The organism is Allobosea sp. GW821-FHT09G06 (assembly GCF_059416005.1).
This window is the reverse complement of record NZ_JBWKOI010000004.1, coordinates 26,861-53,053: the sequence shown is the minus strand read 5'-3', so window position 1 is coordinate 53,053 and position 26,193 is coordinate 26,861. Positions and strand designations below refer to the sequence as shown.

General features: G+C 67.3%; 28 protein-coding genes, 1 tRNA gene and 1 pseudogene. 14 read left to right on the top strand and 16 right to left on the bottom strand.

Annotation, left to right across the window (positions count from 1 at the left end; translation table 11 throughout):
• Positions 1 to 60: 60 nt before the first annotated feature.
• Both AC07NY_RS19455 and AC07NY_RS19450 read right to left on the bottom strand, forming a co-directional pair.
• Positions 61 to 498 carry a DUF1489 family protein gene (locus AC07NY_RS19455; protein ID WP_494585181.1) on the bottom strand — a complete coding sequence of 146 codons (438 nt, stop codon included), beginning with the start codon at positions 496 to 498 and terminating at the stop codon, positions 61 to 63.
• A 66-nt stretch (positions 499 to 564) separates the two neighbouring features.
• A complete protein-coding gene (locus AC07NY_RS19450; protein ID WP_494585180.1) occupies positions 565 to 921 on the bottom strand; it encodes a VOC family protein in 357 nt (118 codons plus the stop codon).
• Positions 922 to 955: 34 nt separating this feature from the next.
• Between AC07NY_RS19450 and AC07NY_RS19445 the strand changes: the two genes are divergently transcribed.
• On the top strand, positions 956 to 1,723 hold the full coding sequence (locus AC07NY_RS19445; RefSeq protein ID WP_494585179.1) for an SDR family oxidoreductase: 768 nt from the start codon (positions 956 to 958) through the stop codon (positions 1,721 to 1,723).
• Positions 1,720 to 2,565, top strand: a complete 846-nt coding sequence (locus AC07NY_RS19440) for an aminoglycoside phosphotransferase family protein (RefSeq protein WP_494585178.1) — start codon at positions 1,720 to 1,722, stop codon at positions 2,563 to 2,565. Before AC07NY_RS19445 ends, AC07NY_RS19440 begins: the two co-directional genes overlap by 4 nt.
• 190 nt (positions 2,566 to 2,755) lie before the next feature.
• Here AC07NY_RS19440 and AC07NY_RS19435 read toward each other — a convergent pair whose 3' ends face one another.
• The 3 genes from AC07NY_RS19435 to AC07NY_RS19425 all read right to left on the bottom strand — a co-directional run bounded on the left by AC07NY_RS19435 (position 2,756) and on the right by AC07NY_RS19425 (position 6,327).
• Positions 2,756 to 4,741 carry an acetyl/propionyl/methylcrotonyl-CoA carboxylase subunit alpha gene (locus AC07NY_RS19435; RefSeq protein WP_494585177.1) on the bottom strand — a complete coding sequence of 662 codons (1,986 nt, stop codon included), beginning with the start codon at positions 4,739 to 4,741 and terminating at the stop codon, positions 2,756 to 2,758.
• Between the two features lie 31 nt (positions 4,742 to 4,772).
• A complete protein-coding gene (locus AC07NY_RS19430) occupies positions 4,773 to 5,426 on the bottom strand; it encodes a cation efflux transmembrane domain-containing protein (RefSeq protein ID WP_494585176.1) in 654 nt (217 codons plus the stop codon).
• A 139-nt stretch (positions 5,427 to 5,565) separates the two neighbouring features.
• Positions 5,566 to 6,327 carry an SDR family oxidoreductase gene (locus AC07NY_RS19425; protein ID WP_494585175.1) on the bottom strand — a complete coding sequence of 254 codons (762 nt, stop codon included), beginning with the start codon at positions 6,325 to 6,327 and terminating at the stop codon, positions 5,566 to 5,568.
• Between the two features lie 153 nt (positions 6,328 to 6,480).
• Between AC07NY_RS19425 and AC07NY_RS19420 the strand changes: the two genes are divergently transcribed.
• Entirely contained in the window at positions 6,481 to 7,566 is a 1,086-nt protein-coding gene (locus tag AC07NY_RS19420) for a Kelch repeat-containing protein (RefSeq protein ID WP_494585174.1), read from the top strand.
• A 10-nt stretch (positions 7,567 to 7,576) separates the two neighbouring features.
• Here the strand turns inward: AC07NY_RS19420 and AC07NY_RS19415 are convergent, their stop codons facing one another.
• Complete coding sequence (locus AC07NY_RS19415; RefSeq protein ID WP_494585173.1) at positions 7,577 to 8,029, bottom strand: winged helix-turn-helix transcriptional regulator; 453 nt, start codon at positions 8,027 to 8,029, stop codon at positions 7,577 to 7,579.
• 116 nt (positions 8,030 to 8,145) lie between these two features.
• Here AC07NY_RS19415 and AC07NY_RS19410 point away from each other — a divergent pair, with 116 nt between their 5' ends.
• Both AC07NY_RS19410 and AC07NY_RS19405 read left to right on the top strand, forming a co-directional pair.
• Positions 8,146 to 9,420, top strand: coding sequence for an MFS transporter (locus tag AC07NY_RS19410; protein ID WP_494585172.1), 1,275 nt, complete (start codon positions 8,146 to 8,148; stop codon positions 9,418 to 9,420).
• Between the two features lie 69 nt (positions 9,421 to 9,489).
• On the top strand, positions 9,490 to 9,960 hold the full coding sequence (locus tag AC07NY_RS19405) for a hypothetical protein (protein ID WP_494585171.1): 471 nt from the start codon (positions 9,490 to 9,492) through the stop codon (positions 9,958 to 9,960).
• Between the two features lie 15 nt (positions 9,961 to 9,975).
• Here AC07NY_RS19405 and AC07NY_RS19400 read toward each other — a convergent pair whose 3' ends face one another.
• The 3 genes from AC07NY_RS19400 to lipB all read right to left on the bottom strand — a co-directional run bounded on the left by AC07NY_RS19400 (position 9,976) and on the right by lipB (position 12,666).
• On the bottom strand, positions 9,976 to 11,583 hold the full coding sequence (locus AC07NY_RS19400) for a carboxyl transferase domain-containing protein (RefSeq protein WP_494585170.1): 1,608 nt from the start codon (positions 11,581 to 11,583) through the stop codon (positions 9,976 to 9,978).
• Between the two features lie 112 nt (positions 11,584 to 11,695).
• Positions 11,696 to 11,896 (bottom strand): hypothetical protein, encoded by a 201-nt coding sequence (locus tag AC07NY_RS19395; protein WP_492286577.1) that lies wholly within the window; start codon positions 11,894 to 11,896, stop codon positions 11,696 to 11,698.
• Positions 11,897 to 11,961: 65 nt separating this feature from the next.
• Positions 11,962 to 12,666, bottom strand: a complete 705-nt coding sequence (gene lipB, locus AC07NY_RS19390; RefSeq protein ID WP_494585169.1) for a lipoyl(octanoyl) transferase LipB — start codon at positions 12,664 to 12,666, stop codon at positions 11,962 to 11,964.
• Positions 12,667 to 12,803: 137 nt separating this feature from the next.
• Here lipB and AC07NY_RS19385 point away from each other — a divergent pair, with 137 nt between their 5' ends.
• The 5 genes and pseudogenes from AC07NY_RS19385 to AC07NY_RS19365 all read left to right on the top strand — a co-directional run bounded on the left by AC07NY_RS19385 (position 12,804) and on the right by AC07NY_RS19365 (position 16,654).
• On the top strand, positions 12,804 to 13,073 hold the full coding sequence (locus AC07NY_RS19385; RefSeq protein ID WP_257735169.1) for a FliM/FliN family flagellar motor switch protein: 270 nt from the start codon (positions 12,804 to 12,806) through the stop codon (positions 13,071 to 13,073).
• Between the two features lie 125 nt (positions 13,074 to 13,198).
• Positions 13,199 to 13,283 (top strand) — tRNA-Leu (locus AC07NY_RS19380).
• Positions 13,284 to 13,502: 219 nt separating this feature from the next.
• Positions 13,503 to 14,276, top strand: a pseudogene (locus AC07NY_RS19375) (glycoside hydrolase family 25 protein); the annotation flags it as partial.
• 321 nt (positions 14,277 to 14,597) lie between these two features.
• Positions 14,598 to 15,566: a glycoside hydrolase family 25 protein gene (locus AC07NY_RS19370; protein ID WP_494585168.1), complete on the top strand. Its 969-nt coding sequence runs from the start codon at positions 14,598 to 14,600 to the stop codon at positions 15,564 to 15,566.
• A gap of 95 nt (positions 15,567 to 15,661) precedes the next feature.
• Positions 15,662 to 16,654, top strand: coding sequence for a CorA family divalent cation transporter (locus tag AC07NY_RS19365; RefSeq protein ID WP_494585167.1), 993 nt, complete (start codon positions 15,662 to 15,664; stop codon positions 16,652 to 16,654).
• A 3-nt stretch (positions 16,655 to 16,657) separates the two neighbouring features.
• Here the strand turns inward: AC07NY_RS19365 and AC07NY_RS19360 are convergent, their stop codons facing one another.
• Positions 16,658 to 18,271, bottom strand: a complete 1,614-nt coding sequence (locus tag AC07NY_RS19360) for a M14 family metallopeptidase (RefSeq protein ID WP_494585166.1) — start codon at positions 18,269 to 18,271, stop codon at positions 16,658 to 16,660.
• Between the two features lie 110 nt (positions 18,272 to 18,381).
• Positions 18,382 to 18,873, bottom strand: coding sequence for an ABZJ_00895 family protein (locus AC07NY_RS19355; RefSeq protein WP_494585165.1), 492 nt, complete (start codon positions 18,871 to 18,873; stop codon positions 18,382 to 18,384).
• Positions 18,874 to 19,103: 230 nt separating this feature from the next.
• Here AC07NY_RS19355 and AC07NY_RS19350 point away from each other — a divergent pair, with 230 nt between their 5' ends.
• Entirely contained in the window at positions 19,104 to 20,276 is a 1,173-nt protein-coding gene (locus AC07NY_RS19350; RefSeq protein ID WP_306223973.1) for an isovaleryl-CoA dehydrogenase, read from the top strand.
• 14 nt (positions 20,277 to 20,290) lie between these two features.
• Complete coding sequence (locus AC07NY_RS19345) at positions 20,291 to 20,809, top strand: gamma-glutamylcyclotransferase family protein (RefSeq protein ID WP_494585164.1); 519 nt, start codon at positions 20,291 to 20,293, stop codon at positions 20,807 to 20,809.
• A gap of 163 nt (positions 20,810 to 20,972) precedes the next feature.
• Here AC07NY_RS19345 and AC07NY_RS19340 read toward each other — a convergent pair whose 3' ends face one another.
• From AC07NY_RS19340 to AC07NY_RS19330, 3 genes are all read right to left on the bottom strand, one after another.
• A complete protein-coding gene (locus AC07NY_RS19340) occupies positions 20,973 to 22,772 on the bottom strand; it encodes an ABC transporter ATP-binding protein (protein WP_494585163.1) in 1,800 nt (599 codons plus the stop codon).
• Positions 22,773 to 23,096: 324 nt separating this feature from the next.
• Positions 23,097 to 23,270 carry a hypothetical protein gene (locus AC07NY_RS19335; RefSeq protein WP_494585162.1) on the bottom strand — a complete coding sequence of 58 codons (174 nt, stop codon included), beginning with the start codon at positions 23,268 to 23,270 and terminating at the stop codon, positions 23,097 to 23,099.
• Between the two features lie 9 nt (positions 23,271 to 23,279).
• Positions 23,280 to 23,693: a rhodanese-like domain-containing protein gene (locus tag AC07NY_RS19330; protein WP_494585161.1), complete on the bottom strand. Its 414-nt coding sequence runs from the start codon at positions 23,691 to 23,693 to the stop codon at positions 23,280 to 23,282.
• Positions 23,694 to 23,828: 135 nt separating this feature from the next.
• On the opposite strand from AC07NY_RS19330, the gene AC07NY_RS19325 reads away from it, so the two are divergent.
• Positions 23,829 to 24,521: a DUF599 domain-containing protein gene (locus tag AC07NY_RS19325; protein WP_494585160.1), complete on the top strand. Its 693-nt coding sequence runs from the start codon at positions 23,829 to 23,831 to the stop codon at positions 24,519 to 24,521.
• A complete protein-coding gene (locus AC07NY_RS19320; RefSeq protein ID WP_494585159.1) occupies positions 24,518 to 24,787 on the top strand; it encodes a DUF3253 domain-containing protein in 270 nt (89 codons plus the stop codon). The genes AC07NY_RS19325 and AC07NY_RS19320 overlap by 4 nt, the downstream gene beginning before the upstream one ends.
• A gap of 1 nt (position 24,788) precedes the next feature.
• Here the strand turns inward: AC07NY_RS19320 and AC07NY_RS19315 are convergent, their stop codons facing one another.
• Positions 24,789 to 25,577 (bottom strand): YdcF family protein, encoded by a 789-nt coding sequence (locus AC07NY_RS19315; RefSeq protein ID WP_494585158.1) that lies wholly within the window; start codon positions 25,575 to 25,577, stop codon positions 24,789 to 24,791.
• Between the two features lie 103 nt (positions 25,578 to 25,680).
• The gene (locus AC07NY_RS19310; RefSeq protein ID WP_492286590.1) at positions 25,681 to 26,187 is read right to left on the bottom strand and encodes a lysozyme inhibitor LprI family protein; all 507 of its coding nucleotides are present in this window, start codon (positions 26,185 to 26,187) and stop codon (positions 25,681 to 25,683) included.
• Positions 26,188 to 26,193 lie beyond the last annotated feature (6 nt).

The following is a 26,193-nucleotide window of genomic DNA, read 5'->3' as shown; positions in this document are numbered from 1 at the left end:
CTCAGGACGAGAAGGTACTGGTTTCCGAGATGCTCGGGTCAAGCCCGAGCATGACGTCTCCTAGAGCAGCCCCAGCCCCGCCAGCTCGCGCCGCAGCTCCTCCGGCATCTCCCCGATCTCGCCGCCATGCTCGGAAAGGTCGCGCGGGGCGTCCTTGACCTGCAGGTAGCGCCAGCCCTGGAAGGGCCGGAACGGCCGCGGCTCGACCGGCACCACGACCGGCTCCATCACCAGATGGCAGCGGCCGATGCCTTCGCCATCAGTGAAGGGGCGGATATCGGTGAGGCGCTGACGCGCCGAGATCTGGCCCTTGATCACCCAGTAGAGCGAACCGCCATCGAGGATCTCCTCGATCTTCTTCGGCACCATGCGCGTTGTGTGCAACTGCTCGGCCGGCTCGCCGCAGGCGCGCCGCTGCGCCTGGCGCTCGGCAATCCAGTCCTCGAGATCGCTGATCGATTCGGCGCCGACGCAGAGCTTGAGCAGGTGAAGGGACATGGCCGCAAAATAGGCCTGTGCAAGCCGCCAAGCCAGTCTCCGCCGCGCTTCTCCACAGGCCGGCTGTCAGCCGCGGTGCGCCAGCACGTTGACCAGCCGGCCGAATGGATCGCGCAGGAAGAAGCGCCTGACGCCCCAGGGCTCGTGGACCGGGCCGTATTCGATCGGAAGTCCGGCGGCCTCGACCTTGCGCAACACGGCGTCGAGATCGTCGACCTCGATCGAGAGATCGGGAACGGGGGCGCCCGAGCCGCCCTCGCTGGCAAAGCTGAGCTGCGGGCCGGCCGAATCTCCATCCGCCGCGCAGGTCTGGATCCAGCCGTGATCCATGACGGGGTGCATATCGAAAATGTCGCCGTAGAAAGGTTTGGCCAGCCCCGGCTCGGCGGTTAGCATGTTCGCCACGATACGCTTCACCGTCATACTCATTTCCCCGACAGGCTACGGACGTTCCATCATGCGCGGACTTGCAGGCAAGGTCATACTCGTCACCGGTTCCTCGACCGGAATCGGCTTTGCGATGGCCGAGCGCCTCGTGGCCGAGGGAGCGAAGGTGCTGATCCATGGCCGCGACGCTGCCGAAGTCGACGCAGCCGTCGCGAAACTCGGCGCTGCGACATCAGGCGCGACCGGCGATCTCGCCGATCCCGCGACCGCGCAAGCCATCGTCGATGCCACTGTCGCCGCCTTCGGTCGCATCGACGGGCTCGTCAATAATGCCGGCATCTATCCGCGCGGCATCCTGACGGAGACCACCGCCGCCTTCTTCGACCATATGTTCGCGATCAATACCCGCGCCCCGCTGCTCTGCGCCGAGGCGGCGATCCGCGCCTTCCGGGCGCAGAAATCGCCCGGCGCCATCGTCACCGTGGGCTCGATCAACGCCTATTGCGGGCTCTCGAACCTCACCGTCTATTCGATGTCCAAGGGCGCGCTGATGACGATGACGCGCAACCTCGCCAATACGCTCGGCCCCGAGCGCATCCGCGCCAACCAGCTCAATGTCGGCTGGACCTGGACCGCCAACGAGGACGCGACGCAGCAGCGCGAGGGTCGCAAGCCGGGCTGGCAGAACCATCTGCCGCTGCGCGACGCCCCGACCGGCCGGATCATGCAGCCGGAGGAGATCGCCGCTCACACCGCCTTCTGGCTCTCGGAGGACAGCGCGCCGGTTTCCGGCCAGATCTACGAGGCCGAGCAATTCCCCGTCATCGGCCGCGGATGAGCCGGATTTCCGGGACGGTCTTCGCACCCTGGCTCGCCCGCTGGGGCCTCGTCGCGGACGGCAGGCCGATCAGGACTCATGCCAGCCACCTCCTGCCGGTCCTGCAAGGCGGCGCACCGGCCATGCTGAAGCTGCTCGAGGTCGAGGACGAGCGGCGCGGCTACCTGCCGCTGGAATACTGGAACGGCGACGGTGCCGCCCGCCTTCTCGCTCGCAGCGAAAACGGCGAGGCGATGCTGATCGAACGCGCCACCGGCACGCGCTCGCTGGCCGCCATGGCGCGCAGCGGCGCTACCGGTGACGACGAAGCCACCATCATCCTCTGCGATGCCATCACGGAGTTGCAGAAACCGCGCGGCCCGGCTCCCGCCCGACTGATCCCGCTCGATATCTGGTTCAAGGACCTGTTTCCGGCGGCGGTCAAGCATGGCGGCCTGCTCGCCCGTGCCGCTGCGGAGGCACGCGCGCTATTGGCCACGCAGCAGGATATCCTGCCGCTCCATGCCGACCTGCATCACGACAACGTCCTCGATTTCGGAGATCGGGGCTGGCTGGCCATCGATCCGAAATCGGTGATCGGCGACCGCGCCTTCGAGTACACGATCCTGTTCTGCGACCCCGATCTCGCCGATCCCGAACCTCCCGTCGCCGTCGCGCCCGGCGCCTTCGAGCGCCGGCTGGAGATCGTGCTGGCGAAATCGGGACTTAAGCGAGAGCGTCTGCTGCGCTGGATCATCGCCTGGTGCGGGCTGTCGGCAAGCTGGTTCCTCGAAGACGAAGACCCACTGGCAGAGATCAACTTGACGGTCCTGGCAAAGGCGGCTGCGGCGCTGGTCGACTAGCACTCCCTTCACCCCAATCCTCGTCATCCCGGATGGAGCGAAGCGGAAATTCGGGATCCATGCCTGAACCGTTCCGGAATGGATCCCGGATCGGCGTGGCTTCGCCGCTTGTCCGGGATGACACGAACAGGGACATCCGAAGCGGAATCAACTCCTCAGCAATCGCCCGCAAGCGATTCAGCCGAATCGCCTATTCCCCCAGCACGACCACCTTCGCGCCCTCGGCCACTTGGGCGCCGGGCTCGCCCGCGACCTCGCTGACGATGCCGTCGCGCGGGGCGGTCAGGACATGCTCCATCTTCATCGCCTCGACGATGGCGAGGCGCTGGCCCTTGGTCACGGCCTCGCCCGGTGCGACGAAGAGCGCGACGAGCTTGCCGTGCATCGGCGCCTTGACCACGCCGCCCGAGCCCGCCGCCGCATCGAGATCGACGCTGAACGGATCGAACAGCGAGACCGCCGTCTGCCGGCCGCGATGCAGCGCGAACCAGATGCCGCCCTCGCCTTCGGCGAGCGCGATCTCGTGCTCGCCCTCGCCGATCTCGTGGCCCGGCAGGCTGACGCGCGCATCGTCGCCATGCCATTCGATGCGGGCGTCGATGCGCTCGCCATCGACATTCAGCGGCAGCCCCAACGGCTGGCGCGGCATCAGCGAGAAGGCGTCGGGATCGAGCCAGGGCGAACGGGATTCGCCCTCAGCCCGGCCCGCCGCCGCGATCATGCCCGCCGCCTGCCGCTCCTCCTCGAGCTGCAAGGCCGCCGCCGCGACGGCCGCCGCATCGAGCGGCTGCGGCTCGGCGCCGAGCGCGCTGATATTGCGGTCGATGAAGCCGGTATCGAACGGCCCCTTCCGGAAGCCCTCCGCCTCAGTCAGCTTCTTCAGGAAGGCGAGATTGGTGCGCGGGCCGGCGACCACCGTCTCGCCCAGCGCCGCGCCGAGCCTGTCGAGCGCCTCGCCGCGCGTCGCACCATGGGCGATCACCTTGGCGATCATCGGATCGTAGAACGGCGTCACGGTATCGCCGGCCTCGACGCCGGTATCGATACGGATGCCCTCGCCTTCCGGAAATTGCAGGGCCCAGAGCTTGCCGGTCGAAGGCAGGAAGCCCTTTTCGGGGTCCTCGGCATAGAGCCGTGCTTCGACGGCATGGCCCTTGGCCGAGACATCAGCCTGCGTGAAGCCGAGCGGCTCGCCCGCCGCGACCTTCAACTGCAACTCGACGAGATCGAGCCCGGTGATCGCCTCGGTCACGGGATGCTCGACCTGAAGACGCGTGTTCATCTCCATGAACCAGAAACCGTCGGCCTTCAGCCCGTCGCGCCCGTCAGCGATGAATTCGACCGTACCGGCCCCGACATAGCCGACGGCCCTGGCGGCCTCGGTCGCTGCCTTGCCCATGGCGGCGCGGACCTCGGCGCTCATGCCAGGCGCCGGCGCCTCCTCGATCACCTTCTGATGACGGCGCTGCAGCGAGCAGTCGCGCTCGTAGAGATGGACGACATTGCCATGGCTGTCGCCGAAGACCTGGATTTCGACATGGCGCGGCGAGAGCACGTATTTCTCGACCAGCACGCGCGCATCGCCGAAGGCGTTCTTGCCCTCGCGTTGGGCGCTGGTCAGGGCGTCCGCGAAATCCTCCGCGCGATCGACCTTCTTCATGCCCTTGCCGCCGCCGCCGGCGACCGCCTTGATCAGCACGGGGTAGCCGATGCGCCCGGCCTCCTTCGCCAGGAAGGCGACATCCTGCTCGGCGCCGTGATAGCCCGGCACGACTGGCACGCTGGCTTTCTCGACCAGCGCCTTGGCGGCGTCCTTCAGGCCCATCGCCCGGATGGCCGAGGCCGGCGGCCCGACGAAGACGATGCCGGCCGCCGCGCAAGCATCGGCGAATTCAGCATTCTCCGAAAGGAAGCCGTAGCCCGGATGGATGCAGGCCGCGCCCGCCTCCTTCACCACGGCAAGGATCTTGTTCGCGTCGAGATAGCTCTCGCGGGCCGGGGCCGGGCCGATATGATAGGCCTCGTCCGCCATCTGCACGAACAGCGCCTCGGCATCGGCGTCGGAGTAGACGGCAATGGTGCGCAAGCCCAACCGCTTGGCAGTGCGGATCACCCGGCAAGCGATCTCGCCGCGATTGGCGATCAGGATGGAGGGCAGCTTGGCGGCGATCGTCATGGCGGCGGCATCCTCAGGAGACGTGCCGCCTTTATAGCCCGCCCGTGGCGTCTGTCTGCGCCTTGTTGCGCAAACCGGTTTGGGACGCTTCCGAATCCACGCTCCGCCGCAGCGAGCGCCAGATCGCCCATGTCGCCTGGAAGCAGATCCCGGCGACGACGAGGTCGAACAGATATTCCGGCCAGCGCACCGGCGCGACGCGGGCGGCGAGCCCGACCAGCGCGAAACCCGTCGTCGAGATCGTGTCGTTGCGGCTCGACAGCCAGGTCGCCTTGATGACCGGGTTCTGCTCGCGCCGGAAGCGCCAGAGCGCACCGACGACGAGGAAGGCGATGACGATGGCGCTCGCCGCCGCGAAGCCGAGCGTCCAGACCTCGATCGGCCGCGGCCGGACGATCTTGTCCCAGAGATCGTAGAGCGTATGCAATCCAGCGACCGCCATGACGGCGCCGATCGCGACGGCAGCCAGCCGCTCGATCCGCGCATCGCGTCCGAACACGACCGCGGCGATGCCGTAGAGCGCGACGTCATAGACCCAGTCGATGCCATCCTTGAAGAGCTGGGCATTGCCGATGGCAAGCGCCCAGACGACGGTCGCCACCGCCTGGACCAGGATGCCGAGCGCGATGCCCCAGATGGTCAGCGTGTAGGCGCGGGCGACGGCGGGCTCTGTTGTGACGCCCACCGCGCTATCAGGAGCATTCTCGATCGCCGCCATACGGCTCCCTGTCATTCTCGGGCACAGCGAAGCGGAGGCCCGAGAATCTCATCATCCATCTGGACGAGATGCCCGGGTCAAGCCCGGGCATGACGGGCCTGTCCGATCAGCCCCGCCCGACGAGCGGAGCCTTGGTCGCCATCACCGTGACGAACAGCACGTTCGCCTCGGGCGGCAGGCCGGCCATGTGCAGCACGGTCGTCGCAACATGCTCGACATCCATCACCGCCTCGACCTTGATCGAGCCGTCCGCCTGCGGCACGCCGGTGGTCATCTTGCGCGCCATCTCGGTCAGCGCATTGCCGATATCGACCTGGCCGACGGCGATGTCGTATTTGCGCCCGTCGAGCGCCGCCGTCTTGGTCAGGCCCGAGATCGCATGCTTCGTAGCGGTGTAGGCGACGGAGTTCGGCCGCGGCGCATGGGCCGAGATCGAGCCATTGTTGATGATGCGCCCGCCCTGCGGCTGCTGGTCCTTCATCGCCTTGAAGGCGGCCTGGGTGCAGAGGAACGGCCCGGTCAGATTGGTGTCGACGACCTTCTGCCAATCCTCCAGCGAGAGATCCTCCAGCAGCACGCCGCCCGGCGCGTTGACGCCGGCATTGTTGAAGAGGACATCGACCCGCCCGAACGCTTCCTTCGTCCTGGCGAACAGGTTCTCGACCGAGGCCTTGTCGGTGACGTCGGTTGAGACTGCCAGCGCCTGGCCTTTGTCGACGCCTGAGAGCGCGATCGTCTCCTCCAGCGCGTCCGCCCGGCGGCCGGCCAGCACAGTGCGATAGCCGTCCTTCAGGAAGGCGATGGCGACCGAGCGCCCCACGCCCGAACCGGCGCCGGTGATGATCGCGACCTTGTTATGTCCCGCCATGCGTTTCCTCGTATTTCCCTGGGCCTAAATCGTTTGAGATGGCGCCTGACCATAACTGGCGAAACCGCCCGGGGGAACCATGAGGCGGCCGGTATTCCATGCGCTTGCCGCCCGCCATCCGTGACGTATCGTTGTAGTCGGGAGGACGACGCGATGACCAGCCTGAACCGCCGCCATCTGCTTGCGGCCGGAGCCGCCGCGTTGGCCAGCCCGGCATTGGCCCAGCAGCAGGGCCACGAGCACCACGGCCCGCAATACGAGCGCCTGAACCAACCGGGCCGGATCGGGAAGCCCGAGCTCGCCGCAACGCAGAACGTCTTCGATTCGCCGGCCCCGAAGGCCGCCACACCCGGCCGCTGGAGCGCCAAGGCTCCCTTGCCGCTGCCGCGCTCGGAGATGGCCTGGGCGACAGCCTTCGAGGACAGGATGCATGTCGTCGGCGGCTATGGCGAGCAGCGCACGGACCGGGCCTATCACCATGTCTATGACGGCAAGGCCGACAAGTGGAACGACGGCGCGCCCCTGCCTCAGGGCGCCAACCATGTCGGCGTCGCCTTCCTCGACGGCAAGCTTTTCGCCATCGGCGGCTTCCTCGAGCAGAACCGCAAGCCGCACCCGCGCTGCTTCACCTATGATCCGAAGGCCGATCGCTGGGCCGAGATCGCGCCCCTGCCCCGTGCCGCCGGCTCTACCGCCGTCGTCGGCCTCGGCGGCGTCCTGCACGTCATCGGCGGCGCGATCGGCGAGACGACCGAGACCAAGCGCTCGATCGACTGGCATCTGGTCTACGATCCCAAGGCTGACCGCTGGAGCGAGCGCACGCCGATGCCGACCGCCCGCGACCACACCGGCACGCTCGCCATCGGCAACCTGATCCATGTCATCGGCGGGCGCGTCGACTCCTTCCACACCAACTCGAACCTGCACCATTCCTACGATCCGGCGGCGGATAAATGGACGATGCGCACGCCGATGCCGACGGGCCGCTCCGGCCATGGCGCCGTGCTCTATCGCGGCAAGGTCTTCGTCATGGGCGGCGAAGGCACCAACCGCGTCTTCGGCCAGATGGAAGCCTATGACCCCAAAAGCGACGGCTGGGAGCAATATGCGCCGATGCTGACGCCCCGCCACGGGCTGGGTGCCGCGCTGGTCGGCGACGCGGTCCATGTCGCCGGCGGCGGCCCGGTCATGGGCGGCGGCGTGCAAAGCGCCGTGCACGAGGCGTTTTCGCTGGGTTGAGTTCGCTCGCTCAGTCTTTCTCAGGCACTTTCAGGATGACGGCCTGATCCGGCCCGATCGCGCGCCCATCCTCGGTGCGGACATCGAGGCGGACCGACAGACCGGTCTCGCGCTCGACCAGGCGCGAGCGCTCCTCCTCAGGTGCGAAGAGATGGCGCTCGCCGAATTGCCGCAGCGCGACCATCACCGGGAAGAGGTCCTTCCCCACCGCCGTCAGGCGATACTGCATGCGCACGGCGCCGTCGCCGACAGGCACGGACTCCAGAATGCCGTTCTCAACCAGAGCCTTGAGCCTGTCCGTCAGGATGTTCTTGGCGATGCCGAGGCTCTTCTGGAACTCGCCGAAGCGGGTCATCCCGTCGAAGGCATCGCGGACGATCAACAGCGACCACCAGTCGCCGATCACATCGAGGGAGCGCGCGCTCGGGCAGTAATCGCCCTTGAGGCTCGTACGGGCGACCATCAGAGCGGCCTCCGCCTGCTTCTCATTCGCATCGCCATTTTCGGTTGCATCATAAAACCAATACCATTACAGCTCATGTCGGTTTCATTATAAAACCAAACCACCCGGAGTCTGCAATGAAATTGGTCCAGGACGCGGCGCCTCCGGCGCCCGCGAACGAACGCGCACGCGCCCAGAGCTGGGAGGCATCCGCCCCGCAGCCCACCTTGAACAGCCGGACGATCCTGCTCTTCGCTGTCGCCAGCGGGCTCGCGGTGGCGAATGCTTATTTCGCCCATCCCCTGCTCGATGTGATGGCCGATGATCTTGGCCTGTCGCGCACCGTTGCGGGGTTGATCGTCGGCGCGACCCAGCTCGGCTACGGGCTCGGCCTGCTTCTGCTCGTCCCGTTGGGCGACCTGCTCGACCGCCGCGAGCTCATCGTCGGGCAATCAGTGCTTTCGGTGCTGGCGCTCGCCAGCGTCGGCTTCTCGCAATCGGCCGCGATGCTCCTCGGCGCGATGGCTGCGGTCGGGCTTCTGGCAGTCGTGACACAAGCGCTCGTCGCCTACGCGGCGAGCCTCGCGCGGCCCTCCGAGCGGGGCCATGTCGTCGGCATCGTCACGAGCGGCATCGTGATCGGCATCCTGCTGGCACGAACCGTCGCCGGCGCCCTGACCGATCTCTCCGGCTGGCGAACCGTGTACTTCGTCTCGGCCGTGCTCACGCTGGTGATCGCGCTCCTGCTCTGGAAGGCATTGCCAAGGCAGGAGCGCAGCGCCACCGGCCTCTCCTACGGCCGCCTGATCGCCTCGCTGGTCACGCTGATCGTCGAGGAGCCGGTGCTGCTTATCCGCGGCATCATCGCCATGCTGATCTTCGCGAACATCACGACGCTGCTCACGCCGCTCGTTCTGCCGCTGAGCGCACCGCCCTTCTCCTTCTCCCATACGCAGATCGGCCTGTTCGGGCTGGCGGGCGTGGCCGGCGCGCTGGGGGCCACCCGTGCCGGGCGCTGGACCGACCGGGGCCACGGCCAGCGCACGACCGGCATCGCGCTCGGATTGATGCTGCTGTCCTGGCTGCTGATCGCCCAGCTGGATCATTCGATCCTCTCGCTCGTCGCTGGCGTGCTGATCATCGATTTCGGGCTCCAGGCGGTCCATGTCACCAACCAGGCGATGATCTACCGGGTCAGGCCGGAAGCCCAGAACCGCCTGACAGCGGCCTATATGGTCTTCTATTCGATCGGCAGCGCAGCGGGTTCATCTCTGTCGACCGTCGTCTACGCCCATGCCGGCTGGACAGGCGTCTGCGCACTCGGCGCTGCGATCAGCCTGACCACGCTGCTGTTCTGGGCCGCCACGCGCAAGGCCATGCCGGCCGGAGCCACGATGCCGCTCCGGCCCTGAAATGAGCCGTCGACAGGTGGGAGCGGATGATGTCCTGATGCCGGCGACCTGCAACGGAGATCGCCCACTGTGCTCCGCACCCTGATACTGCTCGCCCTGCTGACGATGGCGCCGGCTCTGCGCGCCCAGGAGCCGGCCGTCGAGCTCGCCGGCATCGGCTCCGCACCGATCCGGCTCTCGTCGCAATCCCTCGCGGCCCTGCCTGTCGCCGAGCGTGAGGTGACCTTCGAGACCTCGAAGGGACCGGCGACGCGGCGCTACAAGGGTGTGCTGCTCTGGGATGTCCTGCAGGCGAACAAGGCGTTCGACGGCCTGAAGCCCGTCGAGCAATTGAAGAAGACCTTCCTCGTCAGCGCGAAGGACGGCTACCAGATCGCCTTCTCGGTCGGCGAGATCCATCCCGATTTCGGCAACCTGCCGCTGATTCTCGTCTCGGCGGTGGACGGCAAGCCGCTGGACGGTGGCTGGCGCCTCGTCGCCCCCGGCGACAAGCGCGGCGCGCGGGCGGTCTACGAGGTCGTGAAGATCGAGTTGCGGTGAGAGGCGCTTCGCCTCTCACATCCGGAACACGCCGAACTTCGTCTCCGGCACCTCGGAATTGAGCGTCGCCGAGAAGGCCAGCGCCAGTACGCGGCGGGTCTCGGACGGCAGGATGATGCCGTCGTCCCAGAGCCGGGCCGTGGCAAAGTAGGGCGAGCCTTCTTCTTCGTAGCGATTGCGGATGGGCGCCTTGAAGGCCTCCTCGTCGGCCGCCGGCCAGCTCTTGCCCTCGGCCTCGATATTGTCGCGGCGCACGGTCGCGAGCACGCTTGCCGCCTGCTCGCCGCCCATCACCGAGATCCGCGAATTCGGCCAGGTGAACAGGAAGCGGGGCGAATAGGCCCGGCCGCACATGCCGTAATTGCCGGCGCCGAAGGAGCCGCCGACCAGCACGGTGATCTTCGGCACCCGCGCCGAGGCCACCGCCGTGACCAGCTTGGCGCCGTCCTTGGCGATGCCGCGCGTCTCGACATCGCGCCCGACCATGAAGCCGGTGATGTTCTGCAGGAAGAGCAGCGGAATGCGCCGCTGGCAGCAGAGCTCGATGAAATGCGCGCCCTTGACCGCGCTTTCCGAGAACAGGATGCCGTTATTGGCGATGATGCCGACCGGGATGCCGTGAATGCGGGCGAAGCCCGTCACCAGCGTCGTGCCGTAGAGCTTCTTGAACTCGTCGAACTCCGAGCCGTCGACGAGCCGCGCGATCACCTCGCGGATATCGTACTGCTTCTTGAGATCGGTCGGCACCACGGCTTCGAGCTCGGCCGGGTCGTAGAGCGGTTCGACCGGCTCGGCGATGTCGATATCCGGCCGCTTGACGCTGTTGAGATTGCCGGCGATCCGCCGGGCGATCGCCAGCGCATGGGTATCGTCGCCGGCGTAGTGGTCGGCGACGCCGGAGAGGCGGGCATGCACATCGGCACCGCCGAGATCCTCGGCCGAGACGACCTCGCCGGTCGCGGCCTTCACCAGCGGCGGGCCGCCGAGGAAGATCGTGCCCTGCTTCCTGACGATCACCGTCTCGTCCGACATCGCCGGCACATAGGCGCCGCCGGCGGTGCAGGAGCCCATTACCACCGCGACCTGCGGGATGCCCTCGGCCGAGAGCGTTGCCTGATTGTAGAAGATGCGGCCGAAATGCTCGCGATCGGGGAAGACCTCGGTCTGATGCGGCAGGTTGGCGCCGCCGGAATCGACGAGATAGATGCAGGGCAAGCGATTCTCGCGCGCGATCTCCTGCGCCCGCAGATGCTTCTTCACCGTCATCGGATAGTAGGTACCGCCTTTGATCGTCGCATCGTTGCAGACGATCATGCATTCGCGCCCGGCGACGCGGCCGATGCCGGCGATCATGCCGGCGGCATGGACATCGCCCTCATACATGCCGAAGGCGGCAAGCGAACCGATTTCGAGGAAGGCCGAGCCCGGATCGGTCAGCCGCAGCACGCGCTCGCGGGGCAGAAGCTTGCCGCGCGCGGTGTGGCGTTCGCGGGACTTGGCGTTGCCGCCGAGCGCGGCGGTGGCGCGATGTTGCTGGAGTTCGCCGCGCAATCCGGCCCAGGCTTCGGCATTGGCGCGCGTCTCGGCCGAATTCAGATCGACCTTGCTCTCGATGACAGGCACGGGCGCGCTCCTCGACGACAATCTCTGCCGAGTTTATGGCGCGCCGCGTCGAAAACGCCAACCGGCGCGGACGCACGGACGCGGCCGTGCAAATCCGCGCCGCTGGATCGGCTTATTCCTTCATCTTGTTGATCGAGCCGGTCACCGACGGCGCGGCGACCGCACCGATCGCGCCACCGGCAATGGCTCCGATCGGCCCGCCGACGAGTGCGCCGGCTCCCGCGCCGGCCGCCGCACCGGCGATACGCTGGTCGGTCGTGTTGCAGCCTGCGAGCAGCACGGCGAGGCCGCCGGCCAGAAAAAAGCTTCGCATTGTCGTCCCCATCTTCAACCCAACCCCGGCCGAAGATGGCGGCGCCATGGCTAACGGATGGTAAATCAGGCCTGAACGGTCGGGCCAAACACGCGCTCGAACGCCTCGCGCAGCACCGAATCGACCTCCGGCATCGTCACCGGCAAGCCGAGATCGACCAGCGAGGTGACGCCATACTGGCTGACACCGCAGGGCACGATCCCGTCGAAATGCGACAGGTCCGGCTCGACATTCAGCGAAATGCCGTGGAACGAGACCCAGCGCCGCACGCGGATGCCGATCGCCGCGATCTTGTCCTCGGTGTCGGCGCCCTTGGTGGGCCGGCGCACCCAGACGCCGACGCGATCCTCGCGCCGCTCGCCACGGATATTGAAATCGTCGAGCGCGCCGATCAGCCAGCCTTCCAGCGCGGCGACGAAGCGGCGCAGGTCCGGCTGGCGCCGCTTCAGGTCGAGCATGACATAGGCCACGCGCTGGCCGGGGCCGTGATAGGTGAACTGCCCGCCCCGACCGGACCGGAACACCGGGAATCGCTCCGGCGCGATCAGGTCCTCGTCGCGGGCGGAGGTGCCGGCGGTATAGAGCGGCGGATGCTCGACCAGCCAGACGCGCTCGCGCGCCAGCCCGTCCGCGATCAGCCCGGCGCGGGCCTCCATCTCGGCGACGGCCTCGTCATAGCCGACAAGCCCCTCCGTCACAACCCATTCGACCGGCTCGGACTCCCCTTCCGGCAGGAAGGAGACGGCCAGTTCTTCACGCATCTTCACCATGGCTTAACCATGTTCCGCTCAAAGTTTCCGGGCTGGCGACACACCGGCCCGACCCGCGGAATGCCTCTTGCGCCCAAAACCGGCGGGCAGGCAAGTTTCGCTGGTCCAATTCTGAAGTAGGGTTCCGGAGGCAGGACTTGAAGGCCGATCTCGATCTCGTCCCGGTGGAACTCACGGTGGTGCTCGGCCAGACCGAAATGCCGATCTACAAGCTGCTGCGCCTCGGCCGCGGCGCGATCATCGAGCTGAACACCAGCGAGACCGACGAGGTCCAGATTCTCGCCAACAACCACCCCTTCGCCAAGGGAATCGTCGTGGTCAGCGGCGCCCGAATCTCCGTCGAGATCACCCAGATGCTCAAGCGCCCGACGATCTACACCCTGCAGACCGTCGCCGACGCCGCCTGAACCCGCCGATCTGGGGAAAAATCGCGGTTCTGCGTTTTTCCTTGATGACACCCTTGTGGCAGCGGATTCGATTTGCTAGATCGGCGCCGCTCCCTGGTTGCACCGCCCGCAACCGGAACCGAGCTGCGGTCGTGGCGGAATTGGTAGACGCACTACCTTGAGGTGGTAGCGGGGAGACCCGTGGAGGTTCGAGTCCTCTCGACCGCACCAAATTCGGATGAAAATCCAACGAAAGGCGACCCTCGGGTCGCCTTTCGTGTTTCCGGGCAATGTCAACGACTTCGGCTCAAGCCTTCAGATTTCGTGTCAGCTGCGATTCGCCTCCCGGCATCGGCACGCGGCTTCGTCCCGCCCAAGTTCGGGCTGACAGGTGGCAGAACTTTGGTAACGTAAACCAGCCATCAAACATTCCCAGCAATTCTCCGCGACATGAACGCTCGCCGCATGCCCCGTTTCCGTGCCCTGCCCCTCCTGGCCGTCGCCGCTTTCGCGGCGCTCGGCGGCTGCGTGGCGCTCGACAACTACCCGTCGAAGGGCGATGCCCGGCCGCATCCCGGCGTCGCGACGGCGCATCAATACCCGATCCACGGCATCGACATCTCGCGTTGGCAGGGCGAGATCGACTGGAACGCCGTGAAGGCGGCCGGTACCCGCTTCGTCTACATGAAGGCGACCGAGGGCGGCGACCATGTCGACCCGACCTTCCGGCGCAACTGGGAAGGCGCGCGCCGCGCCGGCGTTCCGCGCGGCGCCTATCATTTCGTCTTCTGGTGCCGCCCGGCCCATGAGCAGGCGGTCTGGTTCAAGCAGCAGATCCCGAACGATCCCGACGCCCTGCCCCCGGTGCTCGACGTCGAGTGGAACGGCCATTCGCGGACCTGCCCGCAGAAGATCGACCGCGAGCTCGCCCGCGAGAAGATCGCGCTCATGCTGACCGAGCTGGAGCAGCTCACCGGCAAGAAGCCGGTGATCTATACCGACATCACCTTCCATCGCGAGGTGCTGGAGGGGCAGTTCAATAACTACCCCTACTGGATCCGCTCGACGGCCGCGCTGCCGGAGACCCGCTACAGCAACCGGCCCTGGGCCTTCTGGCAGTTCACCACCACCGGCCGCGTCCCCGGCATCCGCGGCGATGTCGATCGCAACGCCTTCTTCGGCAGCGAGAGCCAGTTCGCCGGCTGGCTGCGCGGCGAGTACGATATCGGCACGCGCCGCTGGGACAAGCGCGAGGGGCCGGCCCAGCCCGCTCCCGTCCAGCAGCAGCCGCTGCCTCCTCCCTCCGCGCCCGAGCCGCAGCAGCCGAGCGACGTGCCCGTCGCACGCATCCCAGGCAGCGTGCCCGCCGTCGCCTCGACCATGCGGGCGATCGACAACCAGGTCGAGCCGGTCGTCCTCGACTGAGCGGACGGGCGAAATCGCGCCGGTTAACCAAGGCTGAAATTCATTCTTAGACTGCGCCGCAATTCTAACCGGCGCTTAACCACGCTCCTCGCATCTGGACCTGTGATGCAGGAGAAACACATGCCAGCGCGCAAGCTGACCGGCGGACGGATCGGGCTGAAAGCCCTCGCCCTCATGGCCCTGATGATAGGTCTCGTCGAGCCGGCGCAGGCGCTCTATCCGAAGAAGGGCGACAGCTCGCCCCATCACGGCGTCCGCGATGCGCGGCGCAAGGTGATCCAGGGCATCGACGTCTCCCGCTGGCAGGGCGAGATCGACTGGGCCCGCGTCAAGGATGCCGGCACGCGCTTCGCCTTCATCAAGGCGACCGAGGGCGGCGACCATCTCGATCCCAATTTCAAGCGCAACTGGGCCGAGGCGAAGAAGCACGGCGTCGCCCGTGGCGCCTATCATTTCGTCTGGTGGTGCCGTCCCGCCAAGGATCAGGTGCGCTGGATCAAGAAGCACATCCCGCGCGATCCCGATGCGCTGCCGCCGGTGCTCGATGTCGAATGGCAGAACGACTCGCAATGCACCCGCAAGATCTCGAAAGAGCTAGCCATGGCCAAGATCAACGAGATGCTGAAGGGCCTGCGCGAGCATACCGGCAAGAAGCCGGTGATCTATACCGACATCAATTTCCACGAGGACGTGCTGGAGGGCGAGCTCAACGACCACCCGTTCTGGCTGCGCTCGACGGCGGCGCCGCTGGCGAAGCGCTATGAGCGCGACCGCTGGGAATTCTGGCAGTTCACCACCACCGGCCGCGTGCCGGGCATCACCGGGGATGTCGACCGCAACGCCTTCTTCGGCAGCGAGCGCGAGTTCGAGGCCTGGCGCCAGGGCCGCTTCGACATCGGCACGCGCAAATGGCACGGTGGCGAGCCGAAGGTCGCGCAGCGCACACCGCCCCCGACTCCGGCCGGCCTGCGCGCGCCGCAGGATGCCGGCGGCACCAGGCTGAAATTCGCCCCGCCCGGCCGGATTCCCAACGCCCGCACCGCCGATAACCGCCGAGCCGACGTGACCGGCTCGATCGGCCGCGACTAAAGACAGCTTTGCCGGCTGTCATGCCGCCGTCATATCCGCGGCGCCCTTAGGCGCCGCGCCGCCGGAGAGGTCCGTGGCGACAGCGGAAGCCCGGCATGCTCAGCGATCTCCAATCCCAATCCGGCATCATCTGGGCCTATCGCTTCGACGCGGACGGAGAGCCCACCCGCATCCCGCGCGACGAGATGCCGGATCTCACCCCCGCCGTGGGCTTCGTCTGGCTCCATCTCGATCTCGTCCATACCCGCGCGCAGAGCTGGGTCGCCGAACAGGACCTGCCGGATGCGACGCAGGAAGCCTTCCTCTCGCATGAGCCGCACCAGCGGCTCGACCACTCCGCCAATCTCGCCTGGGGCGTCTCGCACGACCTGATCCGCGACATCGCCGACAAATCCGAGGATGTCGGCGCGCTGCGCTGGATCATCGGCGAGAGCTTCCTGCTGACCGGGCGGCGCGAGGCGCTGCATTCGATCCGCATGACCGCCGAGGCGCTCGATCGCGGCGAGCCGGCCGCAAGCCCGGCTGGGCTGTTCGAGCAGATCATCGAATACATCATCGACGACGTGACCGACGCGGTCGTGCGCCTCGTCGACGAGACCGACAGCGTCGAGGACCATATCCTGCTCGACCGCCTGCATGACGGCCCGCAGCGCGTCGGCGCGGTCCGGCGCACCGCGGTGCGCCTGCATCGCCAGCTCAGCGGCCTGCATGTCCTGTTCCGCCGCTTCGCCGAGACCCAGTCCGGCCGCAGCGCGCCCGATGCCGTGAAGGCTGCGGCGACGCGACTGCTCCAGCGCGTCGACGGCCTGCATCACGATGTCCAGTCTGTGCAGGATCGCGCCAGGTTGCTGCAGGACGAGATCGCCGCCCGCTCGGCCAGCCGCACCAACCGGCAGCTCTACGTGCTCTCGCTGCTGACGGCACTCTTCCTGCCCGCGACCTTCATCACCGGCCTGTTCGGCATCAACGTGAAGGGCCTGCCCTGGGTCGAATCGGAGGCCGGCGCGGTCTTCGTGGCGCTGACCTGCCTCGCCGCCGCGCTGTTGACCCTCGTCCTGCTCCGGCGCCGGGGCGTGATCGGGAGCTGAGACTTACGGCTTGGCCAGCGCCGCGCCCGGCCGCTCGCTGATGCGCAGGACATCGAGCACGCCACCCGCCTCCACCGGCAGCACTTTGTTTGCCGCAAGCCCGGTCTGGCTCTCGGGCTCCAGCATCACTGGCAGCAGGGCCGCGAGAGGCTGATCGAGGCCGATATACACATCGCCCGGCGCGAGCTGCACCGAGGCCGCCTCGACTGCATAGCTGCCCTTCACGATCTGGCCCGCTCCGGTATCGTCGCCCCGCCCATCCTCCTTGGCGCCCATCTCGACCTTGACCACCCGGTAGCGCTCGCCCGGTACCGTCGCGGCGTTGGTCACCGTCTCGGTCTTGAGCCCCAGCCGCTGCAACGCCTCGATCGCCTCAACCGCCTTCGCCGGCAGCACGTAGCCCGCCGGGCGCGGCCGCATCAGCACCGGCTCGATATCGAGCGAGGACAGCCATTTCACCTCGACCGGCCGGTCCTGCCCGGTCGCCGGATCGATAAAGGTCAGCGTGCGCTGCTCCGCCTTTTGCCGCGCCGTCACGATGAAGGGCGTTCCCGGCTTGATCGCAGCGACCTCGGCCTCGGCCTTGCGGGTCGCGGCGAGGATATCGCCCGGCCGCTGCGCCGCGAGCTTGAGCACGGCTTCGGAGGCGATGACATGGGCCTGCACCCGCCGCCCCAGATGTGCCCGGCCGATGCCGATGCCGCGCGTTTCCAGCAGGAGGCTGACCGCATTGCGCAGGCCGGCGATGTTGCGGCCGGTATCGGCGCCGATGCTGCCCATCGCCACCGGCGAGGCCGGGTTCGCGCCATCGGTCGTGTGATACCACTCATAGGTGACGCCGGCCGTCTCGAAGGCCGTCCGCAGCGCCGGCAGCACGACATCGTCCTGGATCTGCTTCAGGGCCGGCGCGAGATTCGGCACCGTCGCCGCCTGAATCATCCCGTCGACCTTGACCATCCCGCCGACCTTCTCGACCCAGCGGCCGGCCACGGTGAATTCATGGCAATCGAGCAGGATGTCGGGGCGGTAGCGCGTGAACAACTCGGCGATCGCCCGGATTTCCGGCGTGCGCAATTGCGTATGGTCGCGATTGGGGTCGACACCGTTAGCCAGCGCCCGGCGGTAGCGATCCGCCCCGTCCGGATTGCCGCGCGGGATGATGACGACATCGATCGACTCAAGCAGCGGCGTAAGCGTGCCCGCTCCAAGCCGCTCCGCCAGCACGAGCATCGCCTCGCCGCCGGCCGGCTCGTTGCCGTGCTGCTGGCCGATCAGCATCACGACGGGCCGCTGGCCCTTGCCGATCGTGTCGAGGCCATGGCGCGAGAACACCAGCGCGGGCATGTCGCGCCCTTCCTGCGTCTTGGCGATGATCGAGAGCGTCATCTGCGGCGCCCGCTCCTTCAGCGCCGTCACGAAGGCCATCATCTCGGCCTGGCCGGTGAAATCGGTCTTGCCCGGCGCGAAGGCCGGCGTCGTGAACGCGACCTGCGGGTCGGGATAGCGCTCGGCCACCGCCGGGCTCTCGCGATAGGCGCTTTCCGGCTTGAACTGCGCCAGCGCGCCGCCCCCCAGAGCCACCGCGAGACCGGCTGCGAGGATGATCCGACCGTTCATGGCGCGCTCCCGCCTGGGATATGGGAGAGCTATCCTAAGTCCGCGCGCGAACAGCCTGCAACATCCTCGATGACCGGGTCGCCGCCTTGGCTTGCGAGGACACTTGATGATCAAGCTTGAGCCTTCGCCGCCCGCTGCTGCGTGCGCTTCTCCTCGGCCTTGGCGCCCCAGAAGATCGCGCCGCGGATGAGCAGGAACTCCAGCACGAAAATGCCGATAACCGCCCCGGCGATGAGCAGCTGATCGCTGCTGCGATAGCGCGCGATGCTGGCGAAGCCGCCGGGCATCGATCCGGCGACGACGAGCACGAAGACGGCCTGCAGCACGAAGGTCGCGAGCGCGCAGAGCAGCGCGACCGACCAGGCGCGGCCGGACGGCGGGCGGGCCTGCTCTCGTCTGAACCAGATCTGCCCTGTCCACGAAGCAGCGCTCCAGATCAGGATGAGGCCCAGCGCGCCCGTGCTGCCCGGTGACTGCTTGAAATAGGATTCAAGCGCCATGATCGCGATGTTGAGGACGATCACCCCCGCGACGAGAAAGGCGATGAAGCGCAGAAGGAGGGCCCCATTGGACATGGGCGACACGGTCGAGGGCTGAGACATGCGGAAACTCCGGGCAGGCATGGTGCGCCCTGCGGCTACGCTGGCCGGCAAGGCGGGTAAAGCCCGGGCACTGCATAGGGGGCAGGCTCTTCGAAGGCTCCAACCCGTGCGAAACCGCCCACATCGCCCGCTGCTCCACTCGGCCTGACACCGGCATTCCCGATCTGTAAGCTTGCTGCAAAGCGGCCGGCATCCAGGCTGCGCAAAACTGTTCGACCCGGGAGGACATCATGCTCGCCAACGCGCCGCGCCCGTTCAATTTCGACCTCGGCGAGACCGCCGACGCGATCCGCGACACGGTCCATGCCTTCGCGCAGGAGAAGATCGCCCCGCGCGCCGAGGAGATCGACAAGACCAACCAGTTCCCGCGCGATCTCTGGCCCGAGATGGGCGCGCTCGGCCTGCACGGCATGACGGTCGAGGAAGAGTATGGCGGCACCGGACTAGGCTATCTCGAGCATTGCATCGCGGTCGAGGAGGTGTCGCGCGCCTCCGCCTCGGTCGGCCTCTCCTACGGCGCCCACTCGAATCTCTGCGTCAACCAGATCAGCCGCAACGGCAACGAGGCGCAGAAGCGGAAATACCTGCCCAAGCTGATCTCGGGCGAGCATGTCGGCGCGCTCGCCATGTCCGAGCCGGGCTCGGGCTCGGACGTCGTCTCGATGCGCACCCGCGCCGACAAGAAGGGCGACCGCTACGTCCTCAACGGCAACAAGATGTGGATCACCAACGGCCCGATCGCCGAGACGCTGGTGGTCTACGCCAAGACCGATCCGGAAGCCGGGCCGCGCGGCATCACCGCCTTCCTGATCGAGAAGGGCATGAAGGGCTTCTCGACCCACCAGAAGCTCGACAAGCTCGGCATGCGCGGCTCCGACACCTGCGAGCTCGTCTTCCAGGATTGCGAGGTGCCGGAGGAGAACGTGCTCGGCACGGTCGGGCGCGGCGTCAACGTGCTGATGTCCGGCCTCGACTACGAGCGCGTCGTGCTGGCGGCTGGCCCGCTCGGCATCATGCAGGCGGCGCTCGACGTGGTCATGCCCTATGTCCACGAGCGCAAGCAGTTCGGCCAGTCGATCGGCGAGTTCCAGCTCGTCCAGGGCAAGGTCGCCGACATGTATGTCGCGATGAATTCCTGCCGCGCCTATGTCTATGCCGTCGCCAAGGCCTGCGACCGCGGCGAGACCACCCGCGAGGACGCTGCCGGCGCCATCCTGATCGCGGCCGAGAAGGCGACACAGGTCGCGCTCGACGCGATCCAGCTCCTCGGCGGCAACGGCTATATCAACGACTACCCGACTGGGCGCCTGCTGCGCGACGCCAAGCTCTACGAGATCGGCGCCGGAACGAGCGAGATTCGGCGGATGCTGATCGGCCGGGAGCTGTTCAACAAGACGAAGTGAGGCTAGAGGGCCTCATGCCCCTTTACTTCGCCTACGGCCTCAACATGGACCCGGTCGGGATGGCCGAGCGCTGCCCGAAGGCGCGCCCGCTCGGCCCGGCCCGCCTGCCGCGTCACCGCTTCATCGTCACGCGCGACGGCTACGCCTCGGTGATCCGCGATCCCCGCGAGGAGGTCCATGGCGTGCTCTGGGACTGCTCGCTCAGCGACATGCGCGTCCTCGACAAGTTCGAGGAACTGGCCAGCGGGCTCTATGTGAAGATCAGCCAGCCGGTGATCGTGCCGGGCGGCGCCAAGCGCGCGCTGATCTATATCGGCCGCTCCGGCGATCCCGGACGGCCGAAGCCGGGCTACATGGAAGCCGTCATCACCGGGGCAAAACATTTCGGCCTGCCAGAGACTTACGTCACCGGCTTGAATCGTTTTCTGACGAAACCGAATTTCGATCTGAAGGGCTTGAATCAGGATGCGAACGCGCCGCTGCCGCCCGGCCCGGTGAAAGGCGTCAGGCCCAGGGCTCTCGCGCCGAAATGACGCGCTCTCCCTTCTCCCCCTGCGGGAGAAGGTGGCTCCGCGCAGCGGAGACGGATGAGGGGTCGCGCAACCTCGAACGTCAGCGCAACGACGCTAACGATCAAGCTCGCGAGACCCCTCACCCCATCCCTCTCCCACAGGGGGAGAGGGGGCAAGTCGAGCCTTACGCCGCCAGCCCCTTCGCCAGCTCGCTGACCTGCTTCTCGAACAGCGCGCGATAGGCGCCGTCCTGCCGGGTCAGCAGGGCCTCGTGCGGCCCCTCCTCGATCACCCGGCCGCGATCGAAGACCAGGATGCGGTCCATGGCCCGCACCGTCGAGAGACGATGCGCGATCACGATCGTCGTGCGGCCCTCCATCAGGCGCTCGATCGCCTGCTGGATCAGCGCCTCCGATTCCGAGTCGAGGCTCGAGGTCGCCTCGTCCAGGATCAGGATCGGCGCATCGGCCAGGAAGGCGCGGGCCAGCGCGACACGCTGGCGCTCGCCGCCCGAGAGCTTGATGCCGCGCTCGCCGACGAGCGTGGCGTAGCCCTTGGGCAGGCGCATGATGAACTCATGCGCATTGGCGAGCTTCGCCGCCTGCTCGACCTGCGCCAGGCTCGCGCCCGGCCGGCCATAGGCGATGTTCTCCGCCAGCGAGCGGTGGAACAGCACCGGCTCCTGCTGCACGATCGCGATCTGCTGGCGCAAGGACGCCTGCGTGACGCCGGCGATATCCTGCCCGTCGATCGCGATGCGGCCTCCGGTCACGTCGTAGAGCCGCTGCACCAGTTTGACGAAGGTCGTCTTGCCGGAGCCCGAGCGGCCGACGAGGCCGACTTTCTCGCCGCCACGGATGGTCAGCGAGAAATCGCGGTAGAGCGGATCGTGATGGCCCCCGTAATGGAAGGTCACGTCCTCGAAGGCGATCTCGCCCGCGGTCACGCCCATCGCCACCGCGCCCTTCCGGTCCGGCACGCCATAGGGAAGATCGTGCATCCAGACGAGCTCCTCCATGTCGTTGACCGAGCGCTGCAGGTTGTGGACGTGCTGGCCGACATCGCGCAAATAGCCATGCACCACCGCATAGGCCGTCAGCACGAAGGCGACATCGCCGGGCGAAGCCTGCCCGTTCGCCCAGAGCCAGATCACGAGGCCGATCACCGCCGCGCGCAGCACCAGCAGCACGACGTTCTGGCCGGTGCCCGACCAGGTGCCGCGAATCCAGGCGCGCCGCGTCCTGAGGCTCCACTTGGAGACAACCGTCGCCAGCCGCAGGTCCTCGCGCGCCTCGCCGCCATAGGCCTTCACCACCGGGTTGCAGGTGATGGCATCGGCCAGCGAACCGCCCAGACGCGTGTCCCAGGCGTTGCCAAGCCGCGCCGCCGGCGCGACGAAGCGCAGCGAAAGCGCCAGCGTCAGCCCGATATAGGCGAGAGCACCGAGCGCCACGACGAGCCCCATCGCCGGCCAGTGCCAGGCCAGCACCGCCGTCATGCCGAGCAGGATGACGAGCGACGGCAGGAGCGCGATCAGGACCGTGTCGGTCAAGAGGTCGAGCGCCCACATGCCGCGCGTGATCTTGCGCACCGTCGAGCCCGCGAAATTGTTCGCGTGCCAGTCGGTCGAGAAGCGCTGCAGGCGCGCGAAGGCCTCCTGCGAGACGTCGCTCATCGTGCGCAGCGTCATCGTGGTGATGCCGGTGAAGGCGAAATGCCGCCCGATCACCATGATGGCGGCCAGCACCATCATCGCGCCGAGCGCCCACAGCGCCGCCTCAGCGCCGCCAGAGCCGGCAGCGCCCGACACCGCATCGACGAGGCGACCGGCATAGACCGGCGTGAACAGCTCGGCGAGCGTCGCGACAATGGTGACGCCGGCAACCCAGGCGACCTGCCCGGGCTGGCGCGCCCAATGCTTGAAAGTGAAGCCGAGAACGGCCCGGAACGGCTCGCGCCGCCCGGTTTGAGTATCGTGAGACATAGCGTCATTCGGCGCCAGGACGGCCGCCGACTCCGAAATCAGGCGAAGACGACGACGCGCGCCGGCTTCGGCAATGAAAGACAAAGTTTGGAAAAAGGCTCAGGAGACTGCCCGGAGGCGGGCCTCGTGCGAGACCGACCTAGTGCCGGGTTGGTCGCATGGGAGTGGCTGCGGTGTTGATAAGTTTCATTCAGCCCTCCCTTTCTTGAGTTGGAGCCAAGGTGGAGGAAGATGCCTGATTGTTGGGCAGCGCGCAAGCCCGCCTCCCATGCAATGGCTGCACGAGGCGTCTTCGCCCAATTCAAGGCAGAGTTGTACGCCGGCTTACCAGAACAGCGCGAAGAGCCGGATCGCGATCACCAGCAGGAAAGCCGCGATGATCGTGCCCAGCACCTGCTGGCGTTTGGCGTGATTGGGCCAGCGCCGCGCGAGCAGCTTGCCCAGCGGCTTGCGGAAGATGAAAGCCGCGACCAGCAGAACGATGATGATATGCGACAAGATTCGCTCTCAGCCCTTCTTGTCGCCGGCGGTCATGTCGACCGGCGCGCCCGCCTTCTTCCAGGCTGAGAACCCACCAGCCACATGAGCGACCGGCCTCAGCCCCATCTCCTGCGCGGCCTGCGCAGCGAGCGCCGAGCGCCAGCCACCGCCGCAGAAGAAGACGAAGCGCTTATCCTGCTGGAAAACCGGCTTGGCATAGGGGCTTTCCGGATCGATCCAGAATTCCAGCATGCCGCGCGGACAATGGAAGGCGCCGGGCATCCGCCCTTCCCGCTCCAGCTCGCGGGGATCGCGCAGGTCGACGAAGACCGCGGCGTCGCTGCCATGCAGCGCCTGCGCCTCTTCGACGGAGAGCGTCTCGATCCGGCTCTCGGCCTCCGCGACCAGCGCCTTGTAGCCCTTGGTGATGGTCTGCGGCATGGCGAATGCCCTCCCCGAATCCGGCCGCACCGTGGCGGCTCGCCGGTGCAGCGTCAATGCCATCAGGCTTGTCGCCCGCGCGGCTTCGTCACAAGCTGCTTGCCTCTCCGGCTCCCGAAATGGCAGAGCGGCAGCATGCTCGGTTTCAGCAATCTGGACGTCATCGCGCTCGCGTTCTTCGCCGCCTCCTGGATCGGCTACCACTATGTCGTCGAGCTCGGCCCGCACGCCGCCCGGACGCTGAACATGCGGATGAACCAGCGCCGCGCCCGTTGGATCCGCGAGGCTGCGGGCCGCGAGGTGCGGATCGTCGACACGCAAGTGATGGGCGGTTTGCAGAACGGCACCGCCTTCTTCGCCTCGACCTCGCTGCTTGCGATCGGCGGCACGCTCGCCCTGCTGAACGCCACGGACCGCGCCGTGGCCATCTTCAGCGACCTGCCCTTCGTGCCGGTGACCCTGCGCTCCGTCTGGGAGGTGAAGATCATCGGGCTCGTCGGCATCTTCGGCTATGCCTTCTTCAAGTTCGCCTGGGCCTACCGGCTGTTCAACTACTGCGTCATCCTGGTCGGCGCCCTGCCACCGTTCGACAGCAAGGACGAGCAGGCGATGGCCCATGCCGTGTACGAGACGATCGAGATGAACATCGCCGCCGGCCGGCATTTCAACCGCGGCCAGCGCGCCTTCTTCTTCGCGCTGGCCTATCTCGGCTGGTTCCTTGGGCCGGTCACCTTCATCGGCTTCACCGGTGCCGTGCTGATCGCGATGTATCGCCGCCAGTACGCCTCCGACGCCGCCCGCGTCTTCACCTATCCGAGTGGGCCATGAGCATCGAACCCGAAGCGATCGAGAGCACCATCCTCGACCTGCTGGCGCAGCGCGAAGCGGGCCTGACGATCTCGCCGATGGATGTGGCCCGCCGCCTTGGCGGGGACCATCCTGACGGCTGGGGGCCTTTGATGCAGCCCGTACGACGGGCCGCCGTGAAGCTGATGAAGGAAGGCCGGCTCGTCATCACCCGCAAGGGCCGCCCGGTCGATCCCGACGATTTCCGCGGCGTCTATCGGCTCGTGCTGCCCGTGGCTGTGCCCTGAGTTACGGCGCCGGGAAGAGCTCGTCGGTATAGCCCGCAAGCCGGTACGCCACGAGGCCGACCCATTCCTTGAAGCCGTTATCGGCGATTTCGAGCGCTCGTGGCGCGCGGGCGTAGGGCCGCACGAAATCGCCGGCCTTCCCGCTCGACCAGAAATCGACCGGAAAGGCTTCGACCGCGAAGCCGGCCTTGCGGAACACGCCGATCGAGCGCGGCATATGCCAGGCCGATGTCACCAGAAGCCAGCGCTCACCGGGCTTGGGGTCGACGAGGTTGCGCGTGAAAATGGCGTTCTCGCGCGTGTTGCGCGACTTGTCTTCAAGGATAAGCCGGGCGGGCTCGAGTCCCAGCCCTTCGAATAGCAGCTTCGCCCCATCCGCTTCGGTCACGACGACGTTCGAGGTGAGACTGACGCCTCCGCCAGTGAAGACGACCTTCGCCTGCGGATGCAGCCGCGCCAGCTCGACCGCCTTGGTCATGCGCGACGCCGATGCGTTCATGGCGACATCGCCTCGCGACATGCCGACGGCGCCGCCGAGCACGATGATGCCGGTCACCGGCCCCTTGCGGGCATCCTGCTGCGGGAAACGGTCCTCCAACGGCCTCAGCACGGCGCGCGGCAATGGGCTGAACGCCATCAGGCCGAGCGCGGTGAGCGAGATCAGGCCGATCCAGCGCGCCGGGCGTGCGAAGCGCGTGAAAGCGAGCAGCGCCGCGAGGCCCGCAAGCAGGATGGCAAGATTGACCGGCGACAGGACGAACCAGACGAGTTTTGAGAGAACGAAGAACATCGTGGGCCCGGACCGAGGGAAGACCGCTCAAGTCCTATCGGCAAATGCTGACGGCTTTCTGAACCGGGGCGTCCCGAAAGCGCCTTCCGGGATCGGCGCGCGATCAGCGAATGATCTGCGGCGGCGATTGCGGGCGTCGCCCGCCGGCCTGCGGCAGGGCCTTCGCGAGCTCGATCGCGCGGCCGGCGACCTCCCGCAATTCGCAGCCGGCCTGCCGCCCGGCCTGCAGCGCCTCGCGCTGGGTCGCGCCGTAGAAGGCGCATTTCTGCGTGACATAGCTCTCCCAGGCGAGCTGCAAAGCGGCAAGCCGGCTGCGCTGGCCGCCATCGAGCCCGCGTCCCGTGACTTGCAGGGCAAGCGTCAGGCGCTCGCGCCACGCCGCCTCCTCGCGCCGGGCGCAGGCTGCCTCGGCGCCGCGTTGATCATTGCTGGCTGCACGCACGCAGGCGACGGCCACCGTACCGATGCAGGCTGATTGCGAGGAGCCCGCATCGCGCAGGCAGCCCGAGAGCGCCGCCAGATCGGTTTGCAGAGTCGGGGAGGTCTGTGCCACCGCCGGCGCGGTCGCAGCGAGGCTGCACAGAAGCAGGATCGTCCGAAAAGCGCTCATGCCACC